The 25,499-nt window shown below is 65.6% G+C and carries 24 protein-coding genes and 1 tRNA gene; 8 read left to right on the forward strand and 17 right to left on the reverse strand.

Annotation, left to right across the window (positions count from 1 at the left end; all coding sequences use genetic code 11):
- Positions 1-45: 45 nt before the first annotated feature.
- The 16 genes from OKW76_RS09325 to OKW76_RS09400 form a co-directional block, all read right to left on the reverse strand.
- Positions 46-121 (reverse strand) — tRNA-Phe (locus tag OKW76_RS09325).
- A gap of 31 nt (positions 122-152) precedes the next feature.
- Positions 153-353: a DNA gyrase inhibitor YacG gene (locus tag OKW76_RS09330; RefSeq protein WP_256505436.1), complete on the reverse strand. Its 201-nt coding sequence runs from the start codon at positions 351-353 to the stop codon at positions 153-155.
- Positions 350-1,309, reverse strand: a complete 960-nt coding sequence (locus OKW76_RS09335) for a ribonuclease (RefSeq protein WP_265548639.1) — start codon at positions 1,307-1,309, stop codon at positions 350-352. The genes OKW76_RS09330 and OKW76_RS09335 overlap by 4 nt, the downstream gene beginning before the upstream one ends.
- Positions 1,302-1,871: a Maf family protein gene (locus OKW76_RS09340; RefSeq protein WP_265548640.1), complete on the reverse strand. Its 570-nt coding sequence runs from the start codon at positions 1,869-1,871 to the stop codon at positions 1,302-1,304. The genes OKW76_RS09335 and OKW76_RS09340 overlap by 8 nt, the downstream gene beginning before the upstream one ends.
- Before the next feature lie 170 nt (positions 1,872-2,041).
- Entirely contained in the window at positions 2,042-2,260 is a 219-nt protein-coding gene (infA, locus tag OKW76_RS09345) for a translation initiation factor IF-1 (RefSeq protein WP_033923152.1), read from the reverse strand.
- A 248-nt stretch (positions 2,261-2,508) separates the two neighbouring features.
- Entirely contained in the window at positions 2,509-2,820 is a 312-nt protein-coding gene (locus OKW76_RS09350; RefSeq protein WP_265548641.1) for a hypothetical protein, read from the reverse strand.
- Positions 2,817-4,022 (reverse strand): site-specific DNA-methyltransferase, encoded by a 1,206-nt coding sequence (locus OKW76_RS09355; RefSeq protein WP_265548642.1) that lies wholly within the window; start codon positions 4,020-4,022, stop codon positions 2,817-2,819. Before OKW76_RS09355 ends, OKW76_RS09350 begins: the two co-directional genes overlap by 4 nt.
- Before the next feature lie 352 nt (positions 4,023-4,374).
- A complete protein-coding gene (locus tag OKW76_RS09360) occupies positions 4,375-6,534 on the reverse strand; it encodes a sodium-translocating pyrophosphatase (RefSeq protein WP_265548643.1) in 2,160 nt (719 codons plus the stop codon).
- A 122-nt stretch (positions 6,535-6,656) separates the two neighbouring features.
- Complete coding sequence (gene thiL, locus OKW76_RS09365; RefSeq protein ID WP_265548644.1) at positions 6,657-7,550, reverse strand: thiamine-phosphate kinase; 894 nt, start codon at positions 7,548-7,550, stop codon at positions 6,657-6,659.
- A gap of 205 nt (positions 7,551-7,755) precedes the next feature.
- Positions 7,756-8,217 carry a transcription antitermination factor NusB gene (nusB, locus tag OKW76_RS09370; protein WP_265548645.1) on the reverse strand — a complete coding sequence of 154 codons (462 nt, stop codon included), beginning with the start codon at positions 8,215-8,217 and terminating at the stop codon, positions 7,756-7,758.
- A 97-nt stretch (positions 8,218-8,314) separates the two neighbouring features.
- Positions 8,315-9,610 (reverse strand): histidinol dehydrogenase, encoded by a 1,296-nt coding sequence (gene hisD, locus OKW76_RS09375; RefSeq protein WP_265548646.1) that lies wholly within the window; start codon positions 9,608-9,610, stop codon positions 8,315-8,317.
- Between the two features lie 133 nt (positions 9,611-9,743).
- Positions 9,744-10,406, reverse strand: coding sequence for an ATP phosphoribosyltransferase (gene hisG, locus OKW76_RS09380; protein WP_265548647.1), 663 nt, complete (start codon positions 10,404-10,406; stop codon positions 9,744-9,746).
- 78 nt (positions 10,407-10,484) lie between these two features.
- Positions 10,485-11,363: an alpha/beta fold hydrolase gene (locus tag OKW76_RS09385; protein WP_265548649.1), complete on the reverse strand. Its 879-nt coding sequence runs from the start codon at positions 11,361-11,363 to the stop codon at positions 10,485-10,487.
- Positions 11,364-11,634: 271 nt separating this feature from the next.
- Complete coding sequence (locus OKW76_RS09390; RefSeq protein WP_265548650.1) at positions 11,635-12,537, reverse strand: pirin family protein; 903 nt, start codon at positions 12,535-12,537, stop codon at positions 11,635-11,637.
- On the reverse strand, positions 12,534-13,241 hold the full coding sequence (locus OKW76_RS09395) for a glutathione S-transferase (RefSeq protein WP_265548651.1): 708 nt from the start codon (positions 13,239-13,241) through the stop codon (positions 12,534-12,536). Before OKW76_RS09395 ends, OKW76_RS09390 begins: the two co-directional genes overlap by 4 nt.
- Entirely contained in the window at positions 13,242-13,529 is a 288-nt protein-coding gene (locus OKW76_RS09400; RefSeq protein WP_265548652.1) for a BolA family protein, read from the reverse strand.
- Positions 13,530-13,558: 29 nt separating this feature from the next.
- Here OKW76_RS09400 and OKW76_RS09405 point away from each other — a divergent pair, with 29 nt between their 5' ends.
- A complete protein-coding gene (locus OKW76_RS09405) occupies positions 13,559-14,182 on the forward strand; it encodes a J domain-containing protein (RefSeq protein WP_265548653.1) in 624 nt (207 codons plus the stop codon).
- Positions 14,183-14,295: 113 nt separating this feature from the next.
- Here OKW76_RS09405 and OKW76_RS09410 read toward each other — a convergent pair whose 3' ends face one another.
- Entirely contained in the window at positions 14,296-15,069 is a 774-nt protein-coding gene (locus OKW76_RS09410; protein ID WP_265548654.1) for a VOC family protein, read from the reverse strand.
- Positions 15,070-15,169: 100 nt separating this feature from the next.
- Here OKW76_RS09410 and cobS point away from each other — a divergent pair, with 100 nt between their 5' ends.
- The 7 genes from cobS to OKW76_RS09445 all read left to right on the forward strand — a co-directional run bounded on the left by cobS (position 15,170) and on the right by OKW76_RS09445 (position 25,395).
- Entirely contained in the window at positions 15,170-16,174 is a 1,005-nt protein-coding gene (gene cobS / locus OKW76_RS09415; protein WP_265548655.1) for a cobaltochelatase subunit CobS, read from the forward strand.
- A gap of 251 nt (positions 16,175-16,425) precedes the next feature.
- Positions 16,426-18,255 (forward strand): cobaltochelatase subunit CobT, encoded by a 1,830-nt coding sequence (gene cobT / locus OKW76_RS09420; RefSeq protein ID WP_265548656.1) that lies wholly within the window; start codon positions 16,426-16,428, stop codon positions 18,253-18,255.
- Complete coding sequence (locus tag OKW76_RS09425) at positions 18,252-18,533, forward strand: ribbon-helix-helix domain-containing protein (protein WP_265548657.1); 282 nt, start codon at positions 18,252-18,254, stop codon at positions 18,531-18,533. The genes cobT and OKW76_RS09425 overlap by 4 nt, the downstream gene beginning before the upstream one ends.
- Positions 18,534-18,642: 109 nt before the next feature.
- Positions 18,643-19,404 carry a hypothetical protein gene (locus tag OKW76_RS09430; protein ID WP_265548658.1) on the forward strand — a complete coding sequence of 254 codons (762 nt, stop codon included), beginning with the start codon at positions 18,643-18,645 and terminating at the stop codon, positions 19,402-19,404.
- A gap of 90 nt (positions 19,405-19,494) precedes the next feature.
- The gene (yghU, locus tag OKW76_RS09435) at positions 19,495-20,385 is read left to right on the forward strand and encodes a glutathione-dependent disulfide-bond oxidoreductase (RefSeq protein ID WP_265548659.1); all 891 of its coding nucleotides are present in this window, start codon (positions 19,495-19,497) and stop codon (positions 20,383-20,385) included.
- Between the two features lie 175 nt (positions 20,386-20,560).
- Positions 20,561-22,645 carry an NAD-dependent DNA ligase LigA gene (ligA, locus tag OKW76_RS09440; RefSeq protein ID WP_265548660.1) on the forward strand — a complete coding sequence of 695 codons (2,085 nt, stop codon included), beginning with the start codon at positions 20,561-20,563 and terminating at the stop codon, positions 22,643-22,645.
- A 161-nt stretch (positions 22,646-22,806) separates the two neighbouring features.
- Positions 22,807-25,395 carry a TonB-dependent receptor gene (locus OKW76_RS09445; RefSeq protein WP_265548661.1) on the forward strand — a complete coding sequence of 863 codons (2,589 nt, stop codon included), beginning with the start codon at positions 22,807-22,809 and terminating at the stop codon, positions 25,393-25,395.
- Positions 25,396-25,499 lie beyond the last annotated feature (104 nt).

Here is a 25,499-nt window from a genome sequence, read left to right on the forward strand (position 1 = left end):
TGGCCGCGGGGCGAAACAACCTGTGGGATTTCTTCGGTGGGGAAATGGTGCCCGAGGACGGATTCGAACCGCCGACACTGCGATTTTCAGTCGCATGCTCTACCAACTGAGCTACTCGGGCGCACCCGATGGGACGTCGGGGAGCGCGGGTCTTAGTCGCGCTCGCCGGACGTGTCCAGCCTGCTTTGTGCGCCTTCGGCATCGTCGGGATCGACATGCTCGCCGGGAATGCGATAGCCCTCGCCCAGCCATTGCAGCAGATCGCGGTCCTTGCACCCGCGCGAGCAGAAGGGCTTGTGCTCGGCAAGCGTGGGTTGGCCGCATACGGGGCAGCCGGAACGCCGGGCCATCATCGGTTCTCCTGTCGTGTCTCGAAACGCGCCTCGCCGCCGGTGCGGCGGGCGAGTTCGGCGAGCCAATCGGGCTGGCGTGCCAGCCGGCGGGCGATCGCCTCGGGCACGATATGGGAAGCCGGTGGCGGCGGGGGAATACGCTCGATCCGGCGCAGCAACGCGCGTGCCTCATAGCCCGCGCGATCGGCGGCGATCGCTTCGGGCAGCGACGCGCGCTCGCGGCGGCGGACGATTTGGAGGAAGCCGAAGCCGTTCATCGCGGTGCGCTCGAACGGCTGCGGCAGCGCGGCGTCGATCGCGTCGGCAACCGCTTGGCGCTCGGCCTTGTTGGCGAGCGTGGGAAAGTCGATGCCGATCGACCCGCCGATGCCGTGGCGCTCGACCGCGCGCGCGACGGCGTGCGCGGCGGCGATCGACAGCGGGCCGTGCGGCGGCGCGCCATCGACGTCGAACAAGGTCATCGCCGGGGTCACCGCCATGCGCAGCCAGCCGCCGGGAAAGGCGATGTCGCCGCTGACCGCCTCGTCGAGCATTTCGGACCAGCCGGCTTCCTCGAACGCGTCGGCCTCGTGCGCGCGGCAGAGGCGGACCGGCAGGCCGGTGGCGGTGATTCGCGCGAGCAGGTCGGGGCCGGGCTGCGGCGCGCCCTCGCCGGGCACCGCCTTTGGAAGCCGCAGCTTGCCGCGCTCGTAAATGCCTTCGCGGACGATCCGCACCGTCAGCGCAGCGCCCTGCGTCGTCCCCGCAGGAAAGGGTTCGAGCAACGCATCGCCGCCGCCGTCGAGTGTCACCTTGGCGGTGCGCGGGCCGGTGATCTCATTCAGCCGTGCGCGGTGGATGCCGCCGATTCGCGGGGCATCGGCTGCCACCTCGATCCGCGCCTTCCAGATTTCGCCGCGCGAAACCAAAATGGCGCGGGCTTCGCCGATGCCGGCTTCGTACAGCCACTCAGCCAAGGACGATCCCGGCGCTTTCGAGCAATGCGCGCGTCTCGAACAGCGGCAGGCCGACCACGCCCGAATGGCTGCCCGACAGGAAGCGGACGAATGCCTCGGCGCGGCCCTGGATCGCATAGCCGCCGGCCTTGCCCAGCCCTTCGCCGCAATCGAGATAGCGCTCGATCTCCTGCGGGGTCAGCCGCTTGAACGCGACGACGGTGTCGGCGACCCGGGTGCGCGGCTTGCCGTCGGGACCGATCACGCAGATCGCCGACAGGCAATGATGGCGGCGGCCCGAAAGCTTGCCCAGCAGGTCGCGCTGGATATCGAGCGTGTCGGCGGGCGGCAGGATGCGCCGTCCCAGCGCGATCGTGGTATCGCCCGCCAGCACGATCTCGTCGTCGGCGCGGGGGACCGCCCGCGCCTTGGCGATGGCAAGCCGCAGCGCATAGGCGCGCGGCGCTTCGTCCTTCAGCGGGCTTTCATCGATATCGGGCGAGACGACGCGCACGGGCACCGCACCGATGCGGGCAAGCAGGTCGCAGCGGCGCGGGGAAGATGAGGCGAGGACAAGGTTCATGCGGTTCCTAGGTCCCGCGGGTTCCGGCGCGACATTGCCGTTCGTTTCGAGCGAAGTCGAGAAACGGCAATCCGGGCGCGTGGGGCGGTTTCTCGACTACGCTCGAAACGAACGGGGTGGCTATGCTGGGTACCGAGGGTGCAAGGGCACCGCCCGAGCATCACCAACCGCTATTTGAAGCGATAGGTGATCCGGCCCTTGGTGAGATCATAGGGGGTGAGTTCGACGAGCACTTCGTCGCCGACCAGCACGCGGATGCGGTTCTTGCGCATCTTGCCCGCGGTGTGGCCCAGAATCTCGTGATCGTTTTCAAGCTTGACCCGGAACATCGCGTTGGGGAGCAATTCCACCACGCGACCGCGCATCTCAAGCAGTTCTTCTTTAGCCAAAAATAGTCCTCGTGGGTTCGCAAAGTGGCGTGCGCCATACGCGGTATAGCGTGAAAAGGGAAGTGTTCGCCGCATATGACGAAGTGGATGGAGTAGAAGCGTAGCCCCTCTTCGTCACCCCGGCCTTGTGCCGGGGTCCACGGTGCCAGGCGCGGTCGGCATCAGCGCTGGCGGAACGACGGGGGCGAGTGAAACTAGAAGGCCCTCACCCGGCCTCTCCCGCAGGCGGGAGAGGGGCAGAAGAAGGATCACAGCAGGCTAGGCTGCGCGCCGGGTTGATGGCTCGGGCGGATTTCGACTCGGGTGGCCTTCTTCACCGGGCTGATCGTCGGCGGCAGCTTGGGCTTCAGCCCCATCATCAGTTCGGCGAGGGTGACGAACTGCAGCGCGGGGAACTTGCCCCATTCGGTTTCGATCAGCGGCTGCGAGGCGGCCTCCTGCACCATGCCGCGCGTCGGCATCGCCTTCATCACGAACAGCCCGAAGCGATGCTTGTCGCGCTCCATCACCCGGCCCAGATCGCGCACCATATGGGGGCTGACATTGTCGCCCGCTTTCACGCTGATGACGCCGGTTTCGATCCGCCCGCCACCCCTAGCGTGGGTGCCCGCAAGATAGTTGAACCAGCCATCGACCCCCTTGTCGCCGCCCTTCTTGTCGCGCGGATAGCCGCCGACCTGCCAACACACCCATTGCTGGAACTGGTGCGGATCGTCGGCGGCAAGGCGTTCGGCGCTGGCAAGATCGCGCGGCACGCCGATCGTTTCGAAATCGATGCCGGGATAGCCCTCGCGCAGCCGTTCTCGATCATGCCGATCGCGATATGGGTGACGTCGATGCCGATCCAGCGCCGGCCCAATTTCTGCGCGGCATCGACCGCGGTGCCGCAACCGCAAAAGGGATCGAGCACGACATCGCCGGAATCGGACGAGGCGGCGATGATCCGCTCGAGCAGCGCGCGGGGCTTTTGGGTGGGGTAGCCAAGGCGTTCCTGGGCCTGGGAGTTTAGCGGCGGAATGTCGGTCCAAACATCGCCCAATGCGACGCCCCGTTGCTCGTCGAGATACCGCTTGAGTTGGGGAACCCGGCCCGGACTGGTTTGGATGACCAACCCGTCTGCGTGCGCTTGCTCCATTCGAACCCTGGTCCACCGCCAGACTCGGGTAACGCCCAAGAATTCATAGGTTAGATTAGGCCGGTTGGGGTTTGGATTGATCAGGCTGTCGAGCCGATAGACCCTACCCTGTTCATCCCGATGGCAATATTTTGTTCGGGTCTTTTCAGGCAGGTTGCGTTGATCGTAGCGTTGGAAAACAGCTTCGAGGTTCCAAACGGACTCGTCGCTTCTACCATAGGCCAAAATCGTATCATGGTTCGTCGGTAGCCGGCGCGTCATCAGCGCCTTCCCAGTCGACCGCTGCCAAACAATCTCGTTCCGGAAATTCTCCGCCCCGAACACAGCGTCGAGCACCAGCTTGAGGTAGTGGCTCGCGGTGGGGTCGCAGTGGAGGTAGAGCGAGCCGGTGGGCTTGAGCACGCGGTGGAGCTCGACCAGCCGCACCGCCATCATCGACAGATACGCCATCAGCGGGTTTTCGCCGACCGCCGAGTGCATCGCCTGCATCATCACCGTCAGCGGGCGATTGGTGCCTGCGGCGATGTCCATAAGTGCTTCCTTGGCGCTGTCGCCCCAGGTCCAGGTATCGTCGAACGCCTCGATACTCGCGTCGGTGCCCGCGCCGTTCGCCGATTTGAACAACACGTTATAGCCCGCATTCGAATTGAACGGCGGATCGAGATAGACGAGGTCGACGCTGGCATCGGCGACCTGACGCCGAAGCACGTCGAGATTGTCGCCGTAATAGAGCTGGTTGCGCATGGGCGGAGGATGCGCGGGTCGCGGGTGCCGTCCAGCGGGTGGCTCCGCAATGGAGTCGATCGGTGGTGGTCGACGGTGGGTTATTGCCGTTTCGGATCAAACGATTGAGCGTTGGCGCAACCCCTAACCGTCACCCCGGCCTCCGTGCCGGGGTCCACCGTTCCGCGCACGCTAAGGCGTGGTGGCCGGGGCGCCGTGGACCCCGGCACGAGGCCGGGGTGACGAATGCGGCTCCCTACCCCGCCAGCGCCGCCAGCAGCAGCAGCGCGACGATGTTGGTGATCTTGATCATCGGGTTCACCGCAGGGCCGGCGGTGTCCTTGTACGGATCGCCGACGGTGTCGCCGGTTACCGCTGCCTTATGCGCCTCACTGCCCTTGCCGCCGTGATTGCCGTCCTCGATATATTTCTTGGCATTGTCCCACGCGCCGCCACCGCTGGTCATCGAAATCGCGACGAACAGCCCCGAGACGATCACCCCGAGCAGCATCGCACCCAAAGCGGCAAAGCCCTGTTCCTGGCCGGCGACGGCGGTGACGATGAAATACACCGCGACCGGCGACAGCACCGGCAGCAGCGAGGGCACGATCATCTCGCGGATCGCAGCCTTGGTGACGATATCGACGGTGCGCGCATAATCGGGGCGCGAGGTGCCGAGCATGATGCCGGGGTTCGAGGCGAATTGCTCGCGCACGTCCTTCACCACCGCGCCCGCCGCGCGGCCGACGGCGGTCATGCCGAACGCGCCGAACAGATAGGGGAGCAGCGCCCCCAGCAGCAGCCCGACGATGACATAGGGGTTCGACAGGCTGAAATCGACGGTGAGCTCGGGGAAGAACTCGCGCAAATCGGTGGTGTACGCCCCGAACAGCACCAATGCGGCGAGCGCTGCCGAGCCGATCGCATAGCCCTTGGTCACCGCCTTGGTGGTGTTGCCCACCGCGTCGAGCGCGTCGGTGCGCTGGCGGACATCATCGGGCAGCCCCGCCATTTCGGCGATGCCGCCGGCATTGTCGGTGACCGGCCCATAGGCATCGAGCGCGACCACCATGCCGGCGACCGCGAGCAAAGAAGTAGCGGCAAAGGCGACGCCGATGATACCTGCGAACTGATACGCCGCGACCACCGCGACGACGATCACCAGCGTCGGCAACGCGGTCGATTCGAGGCTGATCGCGAGGCCCTGAATCACATTGGTGCCGTGGCCGGTTTCGGATGCCTTGGCGATCGAGCGGACCGGGCGATGGTTGGTGCCGGTATAATATTCGGTGATCCACACCAGCAATCCGGTGACCGCCAGCCCGATCATCATGCACCAGAACAGGTCCATGCCGGTGAACGCCATCCCGCCGATCGCCTCGGCCCCGAGCGTGGCTTCGGTGGTGAGGCCATCGGTTGCCGGATCGAGGAAGCCGGCCCCGCCGATCACAGCGCGCATATCGCCCAGCACATAAGCGGTCGCGCCATAGATTGCGGGGACCGAGAGCAGGATCGTCGTCCAGAACCCCTTGTACAGCGCGCCCATGATCGACTGGCTGCTGCCCAGCCGCACCATATAGGTGCCGATGATCGAGGTGAGGATGCACACTCCGCCGACGAGCAGCGGCAGCGCCATCAATGCCAGCAATTGTTCGGTCGGCGCGCGCACCAGCAAGGCGATCGACACCATCGTCAGCCCGAGCGTGACGACATAGGTTTCAAAAAGGTCGGCGGCCATACCGGCGCAATCGCCGACATTGTCGCCGACATTATCGGCAATCACGGCGGGGTTGCGCGGGTCGTCCTCGGGGATTCCCGCCTCGACCTTGCCGACTAGGTCAGCGCCGACATCGGCGGCCTTGGTAAAGATGCCGCCGCCCAGCCGCGCGAAGATCGAGATCAGCGATGCGCCAAACGCCAAGGCGGTGAGCGTGTCGATTACCCGGCGGCCATTGGGGGCATCGCCCGCAACCGCGACCAAATACCAGAAGATCCCCGCGATCGAGAGCAGCCCCAGCCCCGCCACCAGCATGCCGGTGATCGCACCCGATCGAAAGGCGAGCGTCAGGCCGCCCTGAAGCGAGGTGCGCGCAGCCTCTGCAGTGCGGACATTGGCGCGCACCGAAATGTTCATGCCGACATAGCCAGCAACCCCCGACAGCACCGCACCGATGAGGAAACCGATCGTCGAATAGATGCCGAGCGTTGGGAGCAGGATCACCGCGACGATCGCGCCGACGATGCCGATCGCGGTATATTGCCGGCCGAGATACGCCTTGGCCCCTTCCTGGATCGCGGCGGCGATGTCCTGCATCTTTTCGTTGCCGGCGGGGGCGCGGATGACTGCTTGCGCGGTCACGAAGCCATAGAGCACCGCGACGACACCGCAGAGCATGGCGAAATAGACGATCGTCATATCGCTGATGGTCCCTCTTCCTGAAGGTGCCGCCGCGGTCTGGTGCCGCATTCGGTCACGCTGGCGCGAATAGAGACCCAAAAGCGGGGGGCGCGCAAGGCTTTGCCCGATTGCGCGGTGGCTCAACCGTGCTGATAGCCGATGCGCGGCGGCAGCGGGACGGGGTGGCCGGCTTGAGTGAGGGTCAGGCCGGTGCCTTGCGCAAAGCTGCCGACGCGGGTGGCCGGGACCGGCGGAGTTGCGTCGGGCGGGAGTGCGAAGAGGAGTTGATAATCGTCGCCGCCGGTGGCTGCGGCGAGGCGCGCTTCGCGATTGGTGCCGATATGCGCGGCATAGGCAGGCGATAGCGGGACCGCCGCAAGGTCGATCATCACCGCACAGCGGCTTGCCTGCGCCATCCGTGCGGCGTCGATCAACAGGCCGTCGGAGACGTCCATCATCGCGCTGGCTTGGGGGGCGAGCGCGCGCCCCTCGGCAAGGCGGGGTTGCGGGCGGCGGTAGGCGGCGAGCAGCGCGGACGGCCCCTGTTCCCCTATCGCGATCGCAAGGCCGGCGGCGGCATCGCCGATCGTGCCGGTGACCCAAAGCGCATCGCCTATGCGCGCGCCGCTGCGTGCTGGGGGATCGGTGGCGCGGCCGATCGCGGTGAGCGACAGCGTGCGCGGGCCGTTGGCGGTGACGGTGTCGCCGCCGAGGATCGGGCAGGCAAAGGTTTGGCATATCTCGCGCAGCCCTTCGAGGAAGCCACGGTCCCAGCCGTCATCGCCAGCGAGCGGATAGCCGAGCAGAATGCCGATCGGCACCGCGCCCTTGGCGGCAAGATCGGAGAGATTCACCGCGACCAGCTTCCAGGCGATGTCTGCGGCGGGATCGGTGGGTAGGAAATGGATTCCCTCGACCACCAAATCCTTGGTGAGGACGAGGTCGCCGAGAAGGGCGGTGTCATCGGCGAGGTCGCGTGCGCCTGCGTGCAGCGGGAGGCTGCGTAGCGCGGTGAGGAAGGTGGATTCATTCACCCGAACCTTCTCCCGCTGGCGGGAGAAGGATAGCGTAGCTTGGTCGCGAAGCGACCTAGCGCAGCTTGGATGAGGGTGGTGCGAGCCTTCGGCTCGCGCGCTTGCGAGGGCAAGCGCGGCACCCTCACCCAGCTTCGACTAGGTCCGCGTGAAGAACGCGAACCAAGTCTGCGCAACCCTCTCCCGCTTGCGGGAGAGGGAAGGATCACGCGCGCACTTCCTTGGCCACCGCGTCGAGCAAGCCGTTGACGAACCCCGCCTCGCGCTTGTCGTAGAAGGCGTGCGTCACGTCGAGATATTCGCTGATCACCGCGCCGGTCGGCACATCGGCGCGCGCCAGCAGCTCGTAGGTGCCGGCGCGCAGGATCTGGCGCATCGGCTTGTCGAGGCGGTCGAGCGTCCACCCGGTGGCGAGCTTGGCGGCGACGATACCGTCGATCTCGGCCCCCCGCGCGGTCGTGCCCTTCACGATGTCGTCGAAGAACAGCACGTCGGCGTCGATATATTCGGCGTCCTCGATCGTCGCGCCCAGCCGGTGCTGGTGGAATTCGTGGAGCAACGCGGTGACAGCGGTGCCCTCCATCTCATGCTGGTACAGCGCCTGGACGGCGGCGAGACGGGCGGCGGCGCGCGCCTGGGTGCGCGAACGGGTATTGGGGCTGGTCATGATGGGGTCCATAGCACCACCGCTGGCTTCGAGCGAAGTCGAGAAGCCGCGGCGGCGGGCGCGGGCAGGTTTCTCGACTCCGCTCGAAACGAACGGATCAGGGGGAAGTGGGGAGCCGGATCGACACCGACTTGGCGTGCGCGGGCAGGCCCTCCGCAGTGGCGAGTGCCACGGCAGCGGGGCCGATCGCGGCGAGGCCGGCGGGGTCGAGCGCGAGAAAGCTGGTGCGCTTCATGAAATCGAGCACCGACAAGCCGCTGGCGAAGCGCGCCCGCCTGCCGGTGGGCAGGACGTGGTTCGGCCCGGCGACATAATCGCCGACCGCCTCGGGGGTGTGGCGGCCGAGGAACACCGATCCGGCATGGCGGACCTGCGCGAACAAGGCTTGCGGGTCGTCGACCGCCAGCTCGAGATGCTCGGGCGCGAGGCGGTTCACCAGCGGTATCGTGTCGTCGAGGCTGGGCACGACGATGATCGCGCCATTGGCATCCCAGGCGCGGCGCGCGACCTCGGCGGTCGATAGCTCGCCGATCTGCCGGTCGACCGCCTCGGCTACGGCATCGGCGAACGCCGCATCGTCGGTGAGCAGGATCGACTGGCTGGTCGGGTCGTGCTCGGACTGGCTGAGCAAATCGGCGGCGATCCATTCGGGATCGTTGCGACCATCGGCGACGACGACGATTTCAGAAGGGCCCGCGACCATGTCGATGCCGACGACGCCGTAGAGCTGGCGCTTGGCCTCTGCCACCCAGGCGTTGCCCGGGCCGCAGATGACGTCGACCGGGGCGATCCGATCGGTGCCATAGGCAAGCGCGGCAATCGCCTGCGCGCCGCCGACGCGCCAGATTTCGGTGATGCCCGCAAGTTCAGCGGCGGCGAGGACGAGCGGATTGACCTCGCCATCGGGGGTCGGCGTGACCATCACGATCCGCTCGACCCCTGCGACCTGCGCGGGGATGACGTTCATCAGCAGCGACGACGGATAGGCTGCGCGCCCGCCCGGAACATACAGCCCGGCGGCATCGACCGCGTTCCAGCGCGCGCCGGTGCGGACACCGTGCGCGTCGGTGGTGTCGCTGTCGGCGGGGCGCTGCTTCTCGTGATAGGTGGTGATCCGGTCGCGCGCGAGTTCGAGCGCGGCGCGAAGATCGGGGTCGAGCGCGTCGAGCGCCGCCTTGGTCGCCGAACGCTCGATCCGCCAGCCGGTGGTGTTGAGGTCGTGGCGGTCGAACTTGCTGGTGAAAGCGTGGAGCGCGGCATCGCCCTGTTCGCGCACGCTGCCCACGATCATCGCGACATCGCGCGAAACATCGCTATCGGCTTCGCGCCGGGCGTTGACGAGCGCGGTGAAGTCGGCAGCGAAGCGCGGTGTGGTGGAATCGAGGCGGATCATGCGGCGGGTACCTCAAAGAGCCCGTTCGTTTCGAGCGCAGTCGAGAAACCGCCGCGGATCGCCCGGTCAGCGTTTCTCGACTTCGCTCGAAACGAACGGAGGGGGCGCGGGCTCGTGGTGGCAACGCGCGCCATCATGCCGCCTCCGCCATTGCTACCGCCCGCCGGAACGCATCGACCAGCGGCACCACTGCCGGCTTGGTCTTGAACGCCGCGCGGTTGACCACCAGCCGCGAAGAGACTTCGGCGATCACCTCGACCTCGACCAATCCGTTTTCCTTGAGCGTACGCCCCGACGACACCAGATCGACGATCCGCGGTGCCAGCCCCAATATCGGCGCCAGCTCCATCGCGCCGTTCAGCTTGACGCATTCGGCCTGCACCCCGCGCGCGGCGAAGTGGCGGCGGGTGACGCCGGGATATTTGGTGGCGATGCGGACATGGCTCCAGCCGCGCGGGTCGTCCTGTGCCGCCAGGTCTGCGGGTTCGGCGACCGACAGCCGGCAATGGCCGATGCCGAGGTCGACCGGCGCATAGAGTTCCGAATACGCGAATTCCATCAACACGTCCGACCCGACGATGCCGAGCTGTGCCGCGCCATGCGCGACAAAGGTGGCGACGTCGAACGCGCGGACGCGGATCAGGTCGATATGCGCGACATTGGTCGAAAAGCGCAGCGCGCGGCTGTTCTCGTCGGAAAAGGCGGGTTCGGGCACGACGCCGGCGGCCGCCAGCAACGGCAGCGCCTCGGCGAGGATCCGGCCCTTGGGCACGGCGATGATGATGCGATCGGTCATGGGATGCGGCGCTTTACGTGGGGGGTGGGGCGAGCGCAACAAGGGCGGGGGACGGTATACTGCCCCCCATTGGGTCTTTTAGTTCGCCGCCAGCCAATCGCGGATCGCGGCGTTTACCGCTTCGGGCTTTTCCCAGGGTACGAAATGGCCGGCGTCTTCGATGCGGACCACGGTGAGGTTGGGTACCAGCGCGTCCAGCCCCTCTAACTGGCACGGCAACAACGCGCGGTCCTGCATCCCCCAGATCACCAGGGTCGGCATCGTCACCGGCGGGAAGCGCGCGTCGAGGAACGCGGGGCGCGAGATAACCTCGTCCATTTCGGGCACCTGGATCGCGCTGGCGCGATACCAATTGAGCATCGCGGTGATCGCGCCCGGCTGCGACCATTGGTCGAGATAGGCGGCTTTTTCGGGCGCGATCAGCGCGGGATCGACATGCTTGGCGAAGCTGGTGTCGAAGAACGCCTCGAGCCCGATCCGGTCGATATGGCTTTCGAGCTCGGGGTTGCGGAAGGCGCGGATATATTGGCTGGCGGCGCGCTGCGCCGGATCGTCGATGACGCTGCGCTGGAAGATCAGCGGATGCGGTGCGTTGAGGATCACCAGCCGTTCGATCCGCCCGGGCTGCTGCAGCGCCGCCATCCACGCGATCGCCCCGCCCCAGTCGTGCGCGACCAGCGTAAAGCGATCGATGCCGAAATGGTCGGCGAGCGCGATCAGGTCGGCGACCGGCTTGTCGGGGGTGTATTGGTCGACGCCTTTCGGCTTGTCCGACCGTGCGAAGCCGCGCTGGTCGGGCGCGATGCAGAAATGATCGCGCGCGAATTCGGGGAGCTGGTGGCGCCAGGTGCGGTGCGATTCGGGGAAGCCGTGGAGGAAGATCATCGCGGGATGCGCAGGATCGCCCGCGGTGACGACGTCGAGGCTGATGCCGGTGGATAGTGCGATGTGCTGCATGGATTCGCCTCCGCTTTCTTCCCCCCTCCCGCTTGCGAGTTTCAGGTCGGTCAGGCCCCCGGCCTGACCTGAACGATGCGGGGCATCGTTCACCTGAAACTGGGTCGGGGGAGGGCTTGTGGTCACCGCCGCCCGTTGTGGTTGAGGACATGCCCTCCCCTAGCCCCTCCCGCAAGCGGGAGGGGGATTTGCCACAAGCGGCGTCGCCCGTACCCGCCCCCTCCACCATGCTTCGCATGGTCCCCCTCCCCCTGCGGGGGAGGATTTTAGGTCACGGATAGCTTACCGTCTTGGGTGCTTCGGGGATCGGGATCCATTCGTCCTCGTCGCCGGGCACCTTGGGGAAAAGGCCCGCCTTCCAGTCGTGCTTCGCCTGGTTGATCCGGTCGCGGCTCGACGAGACGAAGTTCCACCAGACATGGCGCGGGGTGGCGAAGGCTTCGCCGCCGCACAGCATCGCGCGCGCGCCGCTGCCCGAGCGCAGCGTCGCGCGGATGCCGGGGCGCAGCACATAGAGCGTCGTCGGTTCGAGCTTCATCCCATCGAGCGTCGCATCGCCCTCGACCAGATAGATCGCGCGTTCGTCGGCCGAATCGTCGATCGGGACGCTGCCGCCGGGATCGAGCGCGATATCGGCATAGATCGTCTGCGCATGCGTCGTGGTCGGCGCGGTGGCGCCCCAGAGCGATCCCATGATGATTCGCGACCGCGCGCCCGCGCCCTCGATCACCGGCAGATCGTCGCGCTCGACATGCTCGAACGCCGGATCGATTTCCTCGTCGGCCTCGGGCAGCGCGAGCCAGGTCTGGATGCCGAACAATGCCGGCCCCTTGGCGCGCTCCTCGCCCGGCGAGCGTTCCGAATGGACGATGCCGCTGCCGGCGGTCATCAAATTCACCGCGCCCGGTTCGATCACGATGTCGCTGCCCACCGAATCGCGATGGCCGATCGCGCCCGCGAACAGATAGGTGACCGTCGCCAGGTTGATATGCGGATGCGGGCGGACGTCGATCCCCTGCCCCGCCGCCATCAGCGCCGGCCCCATCTGGTCGAAGAAGATGAACGGCCCGACCATCGTGCGTTCGCGATTGGGCAATGTGCGGTGGACCTTGAACCCGCCCAGATCGTGGCTGACCGGCAGGATCGTTTGCAGGACAAGGTCGTCATTGGTCATGCGGCGTCCAGTTCGGGATAATGGCGGAAGATGCCGTCCTGGTTGAAGCGGATGCGCCGCTCGCTCGCAAGATAGGCGCGCACCCCCGCCAGCTCGGCGACCATCGCGTGGATCCGCATCAATCCCGGATACTCCGGAGCAAGCGTCGCCATGCGCTTGGGGAACATGTAGCGCAGCCCCGCGACCAGCTGGAACAGCGAGGTATCGGCATAGGTCCAGCGATGATCGATCAGCCATTCGCCATCATTGGCGGTGGCGGCATCCTCGAAATGGCCGAGGAACTTGGGCAGTCGTTCGGCGCGAAATTGTTCGGCGGCGCGCGCGGCTTCGGGGCGCTGCTCGTCATAATAGGCACCGCTGCCGACCGGGTGATGGACATTATGCACCTCGGCGACGCAATCGGCGATCGTCAGCTGCAACTGGTTGAGCCACAGCCGGTCGGCCATGCCCGAAGGTGCGAGGTGATGCCGCTCGCCCAGATATTGCAGGATGTTGGCGACCTGCGCGATCACCAGCTCGTCGACCTCGAGATAGGGCGGCGCGAAGGGCGTGCGGCCGGTGCGGTCGTTCAGGTCGGCGAGCAGCGCCTCATCGCCCTGTTCGCGTGCGCAATCGGTGTAGCTGATGCCGCCGGCCTCAAGCGCGAGCCGGACGAACTCGCCGCGCCCCTGCACCGCCAACCAATACCATAATTTATACGCCACTCAGCTTTCTCCCGGCGCGCGCACCTTCATACGCAGCGCGTGGATCCGGGTGGCCAACAAGTCGGCGAGCGCCTGGTTCACCAGCCGCTGGCGCGCGACACGGTTGAGGCCGGCGAAGGCGGCGCTTTCGACCTCGACCGCGAAATGCGATTCGCCGCTGCCGTCATCGCCGAGATGGCCGGCGTGGAGGTGGCTTTCATTCTCGACGATCAGATGCGTCGGGGCGAGGGCGTCGTGCAGGCGCGCGGTGATCGCTGCCTCGACGGATGCGGTGGCGGGCTGGTTCATCGGGCCTATATAGTCCGTTTTGTGACAAGATGGGGAGCCGCGTGGCGCGGACCGACAGCAAGAACGGATCGACAGGCAGGTTTCACGGGCGTGTGGAGGCCAATGGACGGGTATGCGCGACCCCCGGCTGCGACGAACCCGGCGAGTTTCGCGCGCCTGCCGAAGAGGGCGCGCGGCGATCGGGCGACGGCCCCGCGCCCTATCGCTGGATGTGCCTCGAACATGTGCGCGCGTTCAATTCGCGGTATAATTTCTTCCAGGGGATGAGCTCGGACGAAATCTACGACGCGCAGAAACCCTATGCCGGGTGGGAAAGCGAAACCCGCGCCTTTGCGACCAACGGCGCCGACCGGCCGCCGCGCTGGGCCGATTTCCACGATCCGATGGATGCGATCGGCGCGCGGTTCCGCGAGCGGATGCGCGCGCAGCAGCCTCGCGAGGACGGGCGCCCGCTGTCGGGCAGCGATCGCGACGCGCTATCGGTACTGGGGCTCGGCACCGACGCCGATCGCCGTGCGCTGCGCCAACGCTACGCCGATCTGGTGCGGCGCTTCCACCCCGACCGCAACGGCGGCGACCGCAGCTACGAGCAGCGGCTGCAGGAAGTGATCGCGGCGTATCAGCATCTGCGCGCCGCGCCGGCGTTTGCTTGAGGGGGGCGCGGCTGACGGGCCCTCACCCTTCCGGCGCTGCGCGCCTCCCTCCCTCTCCCGCAGGCGGGAGAGGGAAGAGCGCCGAAGGCGCGATAGGGTGAGGGCCTTTCCGCTCAGCTAACCCGCGACCCCACCAGCCCGAACCGCACCCCCTGCGGATCCTCGGCAACTACCGAATACATGTCCCCCGGAATTGCGTCGGGCCCCTGGATCACGCTGCCGCCGCCGACGATCAGCCGCTCGACCGCGGCGTCGATGTCCTCGACCAGGAAATAGGGCTGCCAGCCTTCGCGCCCGCCTGGAATCGGCCCCATCACCGCGCCGATGCCCTCGGCGCCGGCATAGAGGAACTGATAGTCGCCAAGCTCGCCCATCGGCATCGCGCCGTCCTGCCGCCAGCCGAATTGCGCCGCGTAAAAGGCGATCGATGCCGCCGGGTCGGGGGTGGTGAGTTCGTTCCACACCGCGTGGCCGGGGGTGGCGGCCTCACCCGGCGCGAAGGCGTTGCTTGGCTCGTCGCTTTCGCCGCGCATGACATAGAAGGGCGCTCCGTGCGGATCGGCGAGCATCGCCATCCGGCCGACCCCCGCCATCGTCATCGCGGGCATGTGCACCGCGCCCCCCGCCGCGGTGACGCGCGCGACGCTGGCATCGACATCCTCGACGCCGACATACATCAGCCACGACGGCGGCGCGCCGGGCTGCGGCATCGTCATCAACCCGGCGATCGATGCATCGTCGGGTGCGGCCGCGATGCGATAGTCGATGCCTTCATAGGGCGCGCGTGCGATCGTCCAGTCGAGCACATCGGCGTAGAAGATTTGTGCGGCTTCGATGTCGGTGGTGAGCAATTCGTACCAGACGGGTTTTGCAGCGGTGTCGGCCATGATTCCCTCCTCCTCGCAGCGGCGCTTCCCTTAGTTTACCCTTGCCTGTCGTCCCTGCCGCCTTAAGTGCAGCGTATTGCACAATCGCCATGGTTTTTCGATGTCCAGCATTCCCAATACCCAGCCCGATAGCCGCGAAACAACGATCCTCGACGCGCCCGACAAGACCGTCGACGTGCGCGAGGTGTTCGGCCTAGACATCGACATGAAGGTGCCCGCGTTCAGCGAGGCCGACGAGCGCGTGCCCGATCTCGATCCCGCCTATGTGTTCGATGCCGACACGACGCTGGCGATCCTGGCGGGCTTCGCGCACAACCGCCGGGTGATGGTGCAGGGGTTCCACGGCACCGGCAAATCGACGCATATCGAACAGGTCGCGGCGCGGCTGAACTGGCCGTGCATCCGCATCAACCTCGACGCGCATATCAGCCGGATCGACCTGATCGGTCGCGACGCGATCGTGCTCAAGGACGGCCAGCAGGTCACCGAATTCCGCGAAGGGCTGCTGCCCTGGGCGCTGCAGACCCCGACCGCATTGGTATTCGACGAATATGACGCGGGCCGCCCCGACGTGATGTTCGTGATCCAGCGCGTGCTCGAAACCGAGGGCAAGCTGACCTTGCTCGACCAGAACCGGGTGATCCGCCCCAATCCCTGGTTCCGGCTGTTCGCCACCGCCAATACCGTCGGTCTTGGCGATACCAGCGGGCTGTATCACGGCACGCAGCAGATCAACCAGGGCCAGATGGACCGCTGGAACATCGTCGTCACGCTCAACTATCTGCCCGCCAAGGTCGAGGCGCAGATCGTGCTGGCGAAGTCGGGCGAGTACGACAAGCCCGGCGGCAAGGAAGCGGTCGAGAACATGGTGCGCGTCGCCGAACTGACGCGGCGCGGCTTCATCAACGGCGATATTTCGACGGTGATGAGCCCGCGTACCGTCATCACCTGGGCACAGAATGCGCTGATCTTCGGCGATGTCGGCTTCGCCTTCCGCCTGTCGTTCCTGAACAAATGCGACGAGGCCGAGCGCGCGCTGGTGGCGGAATATTATCAGCGGGTATTCGGCAAGGACCTGCCCGAAAGCGTGGTGAAGAAGGGTTGAATATCGGCGAGGGTGGGCCTGGTTCCACAGGTGGCGTCGCGGGTGCAGATGAAAACATTATCGGTGCAGCTATCTTTGGAGGGATTTTTGATGAAACGCTCTCCCATCCTGGTTGACGAGATGGTTGCTAAGCGATTTGCCGGGAGCCTGATCCATAAGGCTTTCATAGGCAGGGACGTGGTGATCATGCGGAACGGCATCGCTTACGCAAAACTGACGAGCATTCGTTCTAGCGATCGCACCACGCGCTGATGGCCACCGACACCCCCCTCGACCGGTTCCGCGACGTGCTTGGCGGCGCATCGCGGGCGATCGCCAATGATGCCGAGGTCGAATTGGCCTTCACCGCCGATGCGCCGAGCCAGGCGGGGCGGAGCATCAAGGTGCCGATGCCCGCGCGCGCGTTGCCCGCCGATCAGGTGGCCGAGGCGCGCGGCTTTGCCGATGGCTTTGCGCTGCGGCTCAAGCATCACGACGTGATGAAGCACGCGCGCGCCGCGCCCAAGGAGCCGGTGGCGCGCGCGGTGTTCGACGCGGTCGAAACCGCGCGGATCGAGGCTTTGGGGTCGAAGGGCTTTGCCGGCATCGCCGACAATCTGGAGCACAGCCTGACGCTGCGGATGAAGTCCGATCCGATCGCGCGCGCACGCAATGCTCAGGAAGTGCCGCTGTCGACCGCGATTCAGTTGATGGTGCGCGAGCGGCTCACGGGCCGGGCGGCCCCGGCCAGCGCGGCGCTTGGCCTGGGCCTCGTCGCTGACTGGATCGAGGAGAAGGGCGGGGCCGATCTCGACGCGCTGGCGCTGGCGATCGACGACCAGGACGCCTTCGCCGCGCTGGTCGCCAATTTGCTGCAAGACCTCGAACTGACCGAGGGCGACATGACGCCCGACGACGCCGATGAAGGCGGTGCCGAGGACGAGGGCTCCGAAGACAGCGAGCAGGAAGAAGGCGAAGAAGAAGGCGACCAGGGCAGCGGCGAAGGCCAGGTCGAGGCGCGCGGCGAACAGCGCGACAGCGACAGCGAACAAGGCCAGGGCGAGGAGGAAGCCCCCTCCGACGCGATGGACGACATCGACGGCGACCCCGGCGACGATGGCGAGGACGGGATGATGCCCGTTCGCCCCAACCGACCCTGGGGCGATATGCCGCCGCAGTTCGAATATAAAGCCTTCACTCGCGCGCATGACGAAGTGATCGCCGCGACCGAATTATGCGATGCCGAAGAATTGGAGCGGCTGCGTTCGTATCTCGACCAGCAGCTCGTGACCCTGCAAAGCGTCGTGACCAAGCTCGCCAACCGGCTGCAGCGGCGGCTGATGGCGCAGCAATCGCGCAGTTGGGATTTCGACCAGGAAGAAGGGATGCTCGATGCCGCGCGACTGGCGCGCGTGGTGGTCAACCCGATGCAGTCGCTGTCGTACAAGAGCGAGCGCGATACCGATTTCCGCGACACCGTGGTCACGCTGTTGATCGACAATTCGGGATCGATGCGCGGGCGGCCGATCTCGATCGCGGCGATCAGCGCCGACATTCTGGCGCGCACGCTTGAGCGCTGCGGGGTGAAGACCGAAATCCTGGGCTTCACCACACGCGCGTGGAAGGGCGGACAGGCGCGCGACGCCTGGCTCGCCGCGGGTCGCCCGCCGCAGCCAGGGCGGCTGAACGACGTGCGCCACATCGTCTACAAACAGGCCGACGAGCCGTGGCGGCGCGCGAAAAAGTCGCTCGGGCTGATGATGCGCGAGGGGCTGCTGAAGGAAAATATCGACGGCGAGGCCTTGCTGTGGGCGCACGAACGACTGATCGCGCGGCCCGAGGATCGCAAGATCCTGATGGTGATTTCGGACGGCGCGCCGGTCGACGATTCGACGCTGTCGGTGAATTCGGGAAGCTATCTCGAACGCCATTTGCGCCAGGTGATCGGCTGGATCGAGAACAAGTCGCCGGTCGGGCTGGTGGCGATCGGCATCGGCCACGACGTGACGCGTTATTATGCGCGCGCGGTGACGATCATGGACGTCGATCAACTGGCGGGCACGATGATCGAACAACTCGCCAGCCTGTTCGACGACGAATGACCCCGGCAGGGGCGGTCGCCGCGCCGCCGGGGGGCTTTGCCGGACCAGTAAAACGATCAATCACAATCGCCGGCCACCCGACCTCGATCAGCCTCGAGCCGGTGTTCTGGGAAGCGCTGGAATCGGCAGCGGTAGCGCATGGCCTGCCGCTTAGCGCGCTGGTGGCGCAGATCGACGTGGCACGGATCGCCGGCGACACGCCGCCGAATTTGGCGAGTGCTATCCGGAGCTGGCTGCTAGTACAGCGGACGGAGCAAATCTGCTTTCGCGAAATCTGAGGGTGTAAGATTTGACTGCCGGTAGGGAACTGCTCCTTGCGGATTGGCCCATCGCGCGTCAACATCGATATCGTCGAACGAAATTACATGGTTGCCGACAGGGGGGCTTGTGCGGGGAAACGAAAAAAAGTGTGCTCGATGTGCGGAAGTCATCAAAAAGGACGCCTTGATTTGTAAGCACTGCGGCGCAGAGTTTTCGCTCACCGAAATAGCAGAGGGTAAAGCTGCGGATGCCAAGGCAGGCCAACGAGGCGCTGCCGGATGCCTCGTATTAGTCGGACTGCTACTTGTGATCGGCACGTGTTCCAAAGGCGATAAAACCACTGATGCTGGGGGGAACGATGCTATGGCAACGGTTCCCTCTTTATCCGTAGCCGACGCCAAAGCCCTAGAAATAAAAAATGCCGCTAAGATCAAGACTGATTTAGCAAAGGCGAAGGCACTGCCCTCGTCAGACGTTGAAGCGAATCTGAACGCCTATCAGGCATTACTTTCTCTCGCTCCAGCAAACCCTGAATTTGCAAAAAAGCGTGACGAGTATCAGGCGCGCGCGGCACTGGCCAAGACGTATATAGCCGAACCTGCAAAAGCTCTCGAGATCACCAAATTTGACTGGGAAAAGGGGGGATTTGGAAGCGTGCAGCTTGTACGGCTAACTGTTAAAAACAACGCGCCCTTCGCGATTAAGGATTTCGAACTTACGTGCAACCATCAGGGCCCATCTGGTACTGACATGGATAGCAACGTCCGGATTGTTTATGAACTTGTGCCAGCCAACGCATCAAAGCGAATTTCAGAAATCAATATGGGGTTGATCGCGTCGCAGGCAGCAAGCTCCCGGTGTGAGATTACAAAGGCCATTCAGGTTTAGGCTATCAAAGTAACAGGTTTCAATTGAGCATATGACGCAGTCGGGAGTGCCCCTATATCGCGCGCACCCCTTCCCCCACAGGAGCCGCGCATGGCCGATGCACCCGATCCCGCAAACAATCTGCCCACCGGCTACGTCCCGCCTGCGGTCTGGCAATGGGAGCCGGGCAATGGTGGGCAGTTTGCCAGCATCAACCGCCCCGTCTCGGGCGCGACGCATGACAAGGTGCTGCCGGTGGGCAGGCATCCGCTGCAACTCCATTCGATGGGGACGCCCAACGGGCAAAAGGTGACGATCCTGCTCGAGGAGCTGCTCGCCGCCGGGCACCACGATGCCGAATATGACGCCTGGCTGATCCGTATCGGCGATGGCGACCAGTTCGGCAGCGGCTTTGTCGAGGCGAACCCCAATTCGAAGATCCCCGCGCTGATCGACAAATCCGCCGACCCCGAAATCCGCGTGTTCGAAAGCGGCGCGATCCTGTTCTACCTCGCCGAAAAGTTCGGCGCGTTCCTGCCGACCGATCCGGCCAAGCGCGCGGCGACGATGAGCTGGCTGATGTGGCAGATGGGCGCGGGGCCGTTCGTCGGCGGCGGCTTCGGGCATTTCTATGCCTATGCGCCGATCAAGATCCAGTACGCGATCGATCGCTATGCGATGGAGGTGAAGCGTCAATTGCACGTACTCGACACCCAATTGGGCCGGCACGAATTCGTCGCGGGCGACGACTATACGATCGCCGACATGGCGATCTGGCCCTGGTATGGTGGCGGGCTGCTGGGCGACGGTTACAAGGCGCAGGCGTTTCTGGCGGTCGAGGAATATAGCAATGTCCGCCGCTGGACCGACCAGCTTGCCGCGCGCGCGGCGGTGCAGCGCGGGGCGATGGTGAACCGGACCACGGGGCCGCTCGAGGGGCAGTTGCACGAGCGGCATGACGCGGGTGATTTCGAGACACGGACGGCGGATAAGCTGGGGTGATTTGTCCCCCCTCCCTTTCAGGGAGGGGTTGGGGGTGGGTGGATGCCTGGTGATACGGCCACCCCAAACCCCTGCGGATCGGTATCGCGAGCCCCCGACCCACCCCCGGCCCCTCCCTTTCAGGGAGGGGAGGACGCTCTTGCCACCCTGCCCCGGCCCACGGCATGAGGCGGGCATGGCCACCGACCCCGCCCTCCCGCAAACCGACGAGGAAGCCGCCGCCGAACTCGCGCGCCTTGCCGCCGAGATCGCGCACCACAACCGCGCCTATCACACCGATGACGCGCCCGAGATCAGCGACGCCGCCTATGACGCGCTGGTGCGCCGCAATCTCGCGATCGAGGCGGCGTTTCCGCAGCTCGCGCGCAGCGATTCGCCCTCGGCGCAGGTGGGGGCGGCGCCCGCGACGCACCTGACCAAGGTGGCGCATGCGCGGCCGATGCTCAGCCTCGACAACGCCTTTTCTGACGAGGAGGTTGCCGAGTTCGTCCAGCGCATCCGCCGCTTCCTGAGCCTGGCCGACGACGAAGCGGTGGCGCTGACCGCCGAGCCCAAGATCGACGGGCTGTCCTGCTCGCTTCGCTACGAGGGCCGGCGGCTGGTGCGCGCGCTCACCCGCGGCGACGGCACCACCGGCGAGGACGTGACCGCCAACGTCGCAACGATCGCCGACATTCCGCAGGCGCTCCCCGCCGATGCACCCGATATCTTCGAGGTGCGCGGCGAGGTATATATGGAAAAACAGGCCTTCGCCGAGCTGAACGCGCGGCTGCTGGCGCAGGCCGAGGCCGCGGGCGACGCCGCCAAGGCGCGGCGCTTCGCCAACCCGCGCAACGCCGCCGCCGGATCGCTCCGCCAGAAGGACGCGGGGGTTACCGCGCAGCGCCCGCTGCGCTTCCTGGCGCATGGCTGGGGCGAGACCAGCGATCTGCCGGGCGCGACGCAGGCCGAGGTCGTCGCCAAGCTGCGCGCGTGGGGCTTCCCGATCGCCGAAGCCTTCGCGCGGTTCGACGACGCGCAGGCCGCGCTCGACCGCTATCGCGCGATCGAAGCCGAACGCGCCGACCTCCCCTTCGACATCGACGGCGTGGTGTACAAGATCGACCGGCTCGACTGGCAGGCGCGATTGGGCTTTGTCGGGCGCGCGCCGCGCTGGGCGCTCGCACACAAATTCCCCGCCGAACGCGCGCAGACCACGCTCAACGCGATCGACATCCAGGTCGGGCGGACGGGCAAGCTCACCCCCGTCGCGCGGCTCGAGCCCGTCACCGTCGGCGGCGTCGTCGTTACCAACGCGACCTTGCACAATGCCGACGAGATCGCGCGGCTGGGGGTGCATCCCGGCGACCGCGTGGTGATCCAGCGCGCGGGCGACGTGATCCCGCAGATCGTCGAGAACCTCTCGCGCGACGAAACCCGCGAGCCCTGGGGCTTCCCGACGCATTGCCCCGAATGCGGATCTGACGCGGTGCGCGAGGAGGGCGAGGTCGATATCCGCTGTTCGGGCGGGCTGGTGTGTCCCGCGCAGCGCACCGAGCGGCTGAAGCATTTCGCCAGCCGCGGCGCGCTCGATATCGAGGGGCTGGGTGCCCAACAGATCGAGGATTTTGTCCGCGACGGCCTGCTCCACACCCCCGCCGACATCTTCCGCCTGACGCAGGCGCAATTGCTGCCGCGCAAGAAGGACGGCAAGGTCTGGGCGGCGAACCTGCTGCGCGCGATCGAGGCCAAGCGCGCGCCCGATCCGGTGCGCTTCCTGTTTGGCCTCGGCATCCGCCATGTCGGCAGCATCACCGCGCGCGAGTTGCTCAAGGCATTCGGCACGGTCCAGGCGATCGCGCAGGTCGCGACTCGCGCGCATGACGACGCGGCGGCGCGCGCGGAAATCGAAGCGGTCGAGGGGATCGGCCCGATCGTGACCCAGGCGCTGATCGCCTTCTTCGCCGAGGCGCATAATCGCGAGGCGTGGGACGACCTACTCAGCGAAGTGGCGCCCGAGCCCTTCGTTCAGGTCCAGCGCACCTCCGAAGTCAGCGGCAAGACGGTGGTGTTCACCGGCACGCTCGAAACACTGTCGCGCGACGAGGCCAAGGCGCAGGCCGAAGCATTGGGCGCGCGCGTATCGGGATCGGTATCGGCCAAGACCGACCTGCTGGTGGCGGGCGCGGCGGCGGGATCGAAGCGCAAAAAGGCCGAGGAGGCCGGGGTGCGCGTGGTCGACGAAGCGGGCTGGCTGGCGATCGTCGCCGCCGCGGGGTGAGCCGTTCGGCGAACGCGATGTGATGCTATTTTGCAACGCAGCGAAGGAGTCTTTGCTGCGGCGGCGAAGTGTCACAGAAGCGAAATAATGCGGCCCCAAAGGGCCTGCGACGGCGAACATCGCCGCTTGACGGCTTTTGTTCCGCACCACTGGGGAAAATCATGCGCTATCACCTGCTTATCGGGGCGGCCGTTGCCGCGCTCGCGATTCCTGGCACCGCCTTCGCGCAGTCGACCGCGTCGACCGAGTTCGATGAATCGAGCGACATCGTCGTTACGGGTTCGAGCATCGACGATTCGATCGGCGGCGTGACGATCCCCAACCAGCCCAAGGCGAAGGTTCAGCTCGACGCCGAACTGATCCAGCGTCAGCGTCCTGGCCAGTCGGTCAACGAGATCATCAACCTGGTGCCTGGCGTCAGCAACCAGTCGAACGACCCCTATGGCTCGGGCGGTGGCAACTTCCGTATCCGCGGCTTCGACTCGTCGCGTATCTCGCAGACGCTCGACGGCATTCCGCTGAACGATTCGGGCAACTACGCGCTCTACACGAACCAGCAGCAGGACCCCGAGACGCTTGAATCGGTAACCGTCAACCTGGGCGCGACAGACGTCGACAGCCCCACCGCATCGGCGGTCGGCGGCACCGTCAATATCCGCACGCGCGTTCCTGGCGATGAGCTGGGCGCACTGTTCTCGGGCTCGTACGGCAGCTTCGATTACAACCGCGTGTTCGGTATGCTCGACACCGGCGACATCACCGGCTTCGGCACCAAAGCATTCGCCTCGGCATCGTGGACCACTTACGACAATCCGTTCAATAACTACGGCAAGATTCGCAAGCAGCAGTACAATGCACGTATCTATCAGGACATCGGATCGAACGGCGATTTCGTTTCGATCGCTGGCCAGTGGAACGAGAATCGCAACAATTTCTTCGGCTCGGCGCCGCTGCGTGACGAAGATAGCCGCGCTCCAGGCACCGGCAGCGGCAATCGCTTCCCGCGGAATTTCGACGAAGCCACGTATAAGGTCGACTATCCTTGCAACGCCGATGTGGCCCAGGCCGGCGTCGTCGATGTATCGACGACCTGCGGCACGCAGTTCGATCGTCGTTTCAATCCCTCGAACACCGGCAACATCCGCGGCAACTCGCGCTTCACGCTGGCCGAAGGCCTGCTGCTGACGATCGATCCGAGCTACCAATATGTGAAGGCGAATGGCGGCGGCACGATCCTGGGTCGCGAAGGCTTCCGCACGGTCAATGGCACCAACCTGACTGGCTACATTGGCAACCAATATTATTTCGGACGTGACCTGAACGGAGACGGCGACGCGCTCGACACCTGCAGCACCGTGGGCGCCGCCTGCGCGAGCAACAACTTCCAGGGCGTCAACCTGCTGTCGCCCAGCCAGACACGCACCGATCGCTACATCGTCATCGCCAACCTGTTGTACGATATCAACGACAACAACCGCGTCCGCCTTGCCTATACCTACGATCGCGCCGAGCATCGTCAGACCGGCGAAGTCGGCTTCCTGCAGTTCGAGGGCACGCCTTTCGACGTCTTCCCGTCGAACAACCCCGTGCTCGATGGTCGCGGCAACATCATCCAGAAGCGCGACCGCGATTCGATTGCTCTGCTCAACCAGGTTTCGGGTGAATATCGCGGCGAATTCCTCGACGACAATCTGGTCCTGAACCTCGGCGTGCGCGTACCGTTCTTCGAGCGTGACCTGACCCAGAATTGCTTCACCACTTCAGCCGGTGGCTTCGTCGATTGCGTTCCTGCGGACTCGGCCGTGGCCTATGCGGCCGGCAACGCAGGGTCGCGTGCCCCGGAGCAGCGCACCTACAAATACGACAAGGTGCTGCCGAACGTTGGCTTCACCTACAACTTCACGCCGGCGGCAAGCGTGTTTGCGAGCTATGCCAAGGGCATTTCGGCACCCGGCACCGACGTGCTGTACAACGCGATCTTCTTCGCCCCCGGCACCGAGGGCGCGGAGCCTGCTCCCGAAACTTCGGACAGCTTCGATCTCGGCCTGCGTTACACGTCGCGCACGATCAACGCGTCGATCAGCGGCTTCTACATCGCGTTCGACAATCGGATCGCGACTGCGTTCGATGCCGAGATCGGCGAGAGCGTCTCGCGCAACATCGGTTCGGTGAAGCGCTATGGCGTCGACGGTAGCATCGCCTATCAGCCGGTCCCCGAATTCTCGGCCTATGTCTTCGGTTCGTACCTGAAGTCGGAAATCCGCGACGATCTGCTGGGCGGCAATTGCACCGCGGCACAGGTTCTTCAGGGTTTCTCGGGCTGCACGACGACAGGGTCGCAATATTTCTTCCCGACCGGCGGGAAGCAGGAATCGGGTATCTCCGAATACATGGTCGGTGCTCGGCTTCAGGGAAGTTTGGGTCCGATCCAGGCAGGCGTACAGTATAAGTACACCGGCCCGCGCTTCATCAATGACGTGAACCTGCCGCTCGTGACGCGCTCGACGACCGGCGCGACCACCGAGCTGTTCGGCGCGAAGACCGACGGATACAACATCGTCGATATCGATGTGCGCTTCTCGCTGGCCGACTATGGCCTCGAAAAGACCTACTTCCAGCTGAACGTGTCGAACCTGTTCGACCAGTTCTTTATCGGATCGGTCAGCGGCCAGACCAACGACACGTCGATCCCCTTCGTTCAGATCGGCGTCCCGCGCGCCATCAGCGGGTCGATCGTCGTCGGCTTCTAATCGCCGCGCTAATCGACTGACCTGACGAACCGCCGTCTCCCTTATCGGGAGGCGGCGGTTTCGTTTTGGGCTGTCGGTGTCCCAGCCCCCCCGCCTTTGCCACC

This window comes from Sphingomonas sp. S1-29, assembly GCF_026167545.1.
Taxonomy (GTDB): Bacteria; Pseudomonadota; Alphaproteobacteria; order Sphingomonadales; family Sphingomonadaceae; genus Sphingomonas.

Coding starts and splice junctions, on each gene's coding strand:
- OKW76_RS09330 (WP_256505436.1), bottom strand. CDS start 353: ATGATGGCCCGGCGTTCCGGCTGCCCCGTATGCGGCCAACCCACGCTT.
- OKW76_RS09340 (WP_265548640.1), bottom strand. CDS start 1,871: ATGAACCTTGTCCTCGCCTCATCTTCCCCGCGCCGCTGCGACCTGCTT.
- OKW76_RS09360 (WP_265548643.1), bottom strand. CDS start 6,534: ATGACGATCGTCTATTTCGCCATGCTCTGCGGTGTCGTCGCGGTGCTC.
- nusB (WP_265548645.1), bottom strand. CDS start 8,217: ATGACCAGCCCCAATACCCGTTCGCGCACCCAGGCGCGCGCCGCCGCC.
- hisD (WP_265548646.1), bottom strand. CDS start 9,610: ATGATCCGCCTCGATTCCACCACACCGCGCTTCGCTGCCGACTTCACC.
- hisG (WP_265548647.1), bottom strand. CDS start 10,406: ATGACCGATCGCATCATCATCGCCGTGCCCAAGGGCCGGATCCTCGCC.
- OKW76_RS09385 (WP_265548649.1), bottom strand. CDS start 11,363: ATGCAGCACATCGCACTATCCACCGGCATCAGCCTCGACGTCGTCACC.
- OKW76_RS09390 (WP_265548650.1), bottom strand. CDS start 12,537: ATGACCAATGACGACCTTGTCCTGCAAACGATCCTGCCGGTCAGCCAC.
- OKW76_RS09400 (WP_265548652.1), bottom strand. CDS start 13,529: ATGAACCAGCCCGCCACCGCATCCGTCGAGGCAGCGATCACCGCGCGC.
- OKW76_RS09405 (WP_265548653.1), top strand. CDS start 13,559: ATGGGGAGCCGCGTGGCGCGGACCGACAGCAAGAACGGATCGACAGGC.
- OKW76_RS09410 (WP_265548654.1), bottom strand. CDS start 15,069: ATGGCCGACACCGCTGCAAAACCCGTCTGGTACGAATTGCTCACCACC.
- cobS (WP_265548655.1), top strand. CDS start 15,170: ATGTCCAGCATTCCCAATACCCAGCCCGATAGCCGCGAAACAACGATC.
- cobT (WP_265548656.1), top strand. CDS start 16,426: ATGGCCACCGACACCCCCCTCGACCGGTTCCGCGACGTGCTTGGCGGC.
- OKW76_RS09425 (WP_265548657.1), top strand. CDS start 18,252: ATGACCCCGGCAGGGGCGGTCGCCGCGCCGCCGGGGGGCTTTGCCGGA.
- yghU (WP_265548659.1), top strand. CDS start 19,495: ATGGCCGATGCACCCGATCCCGCAAACAATCTGCCCACCGGCTACGTC.
- ligA (WP_265548660.1), top strand. CDS start 20,561: ATGGCCACCGACCCCGCCCTCCCGCAAACCGACGAGGAAGCCGCCGCC.
- OKW76_RS09445 (WP_265548661.1), top strand. CDS start 22,807: ATGCGCTATCACCTGCTTATCGGGGCGGCCGTTGCCGCGCTCGCGATT.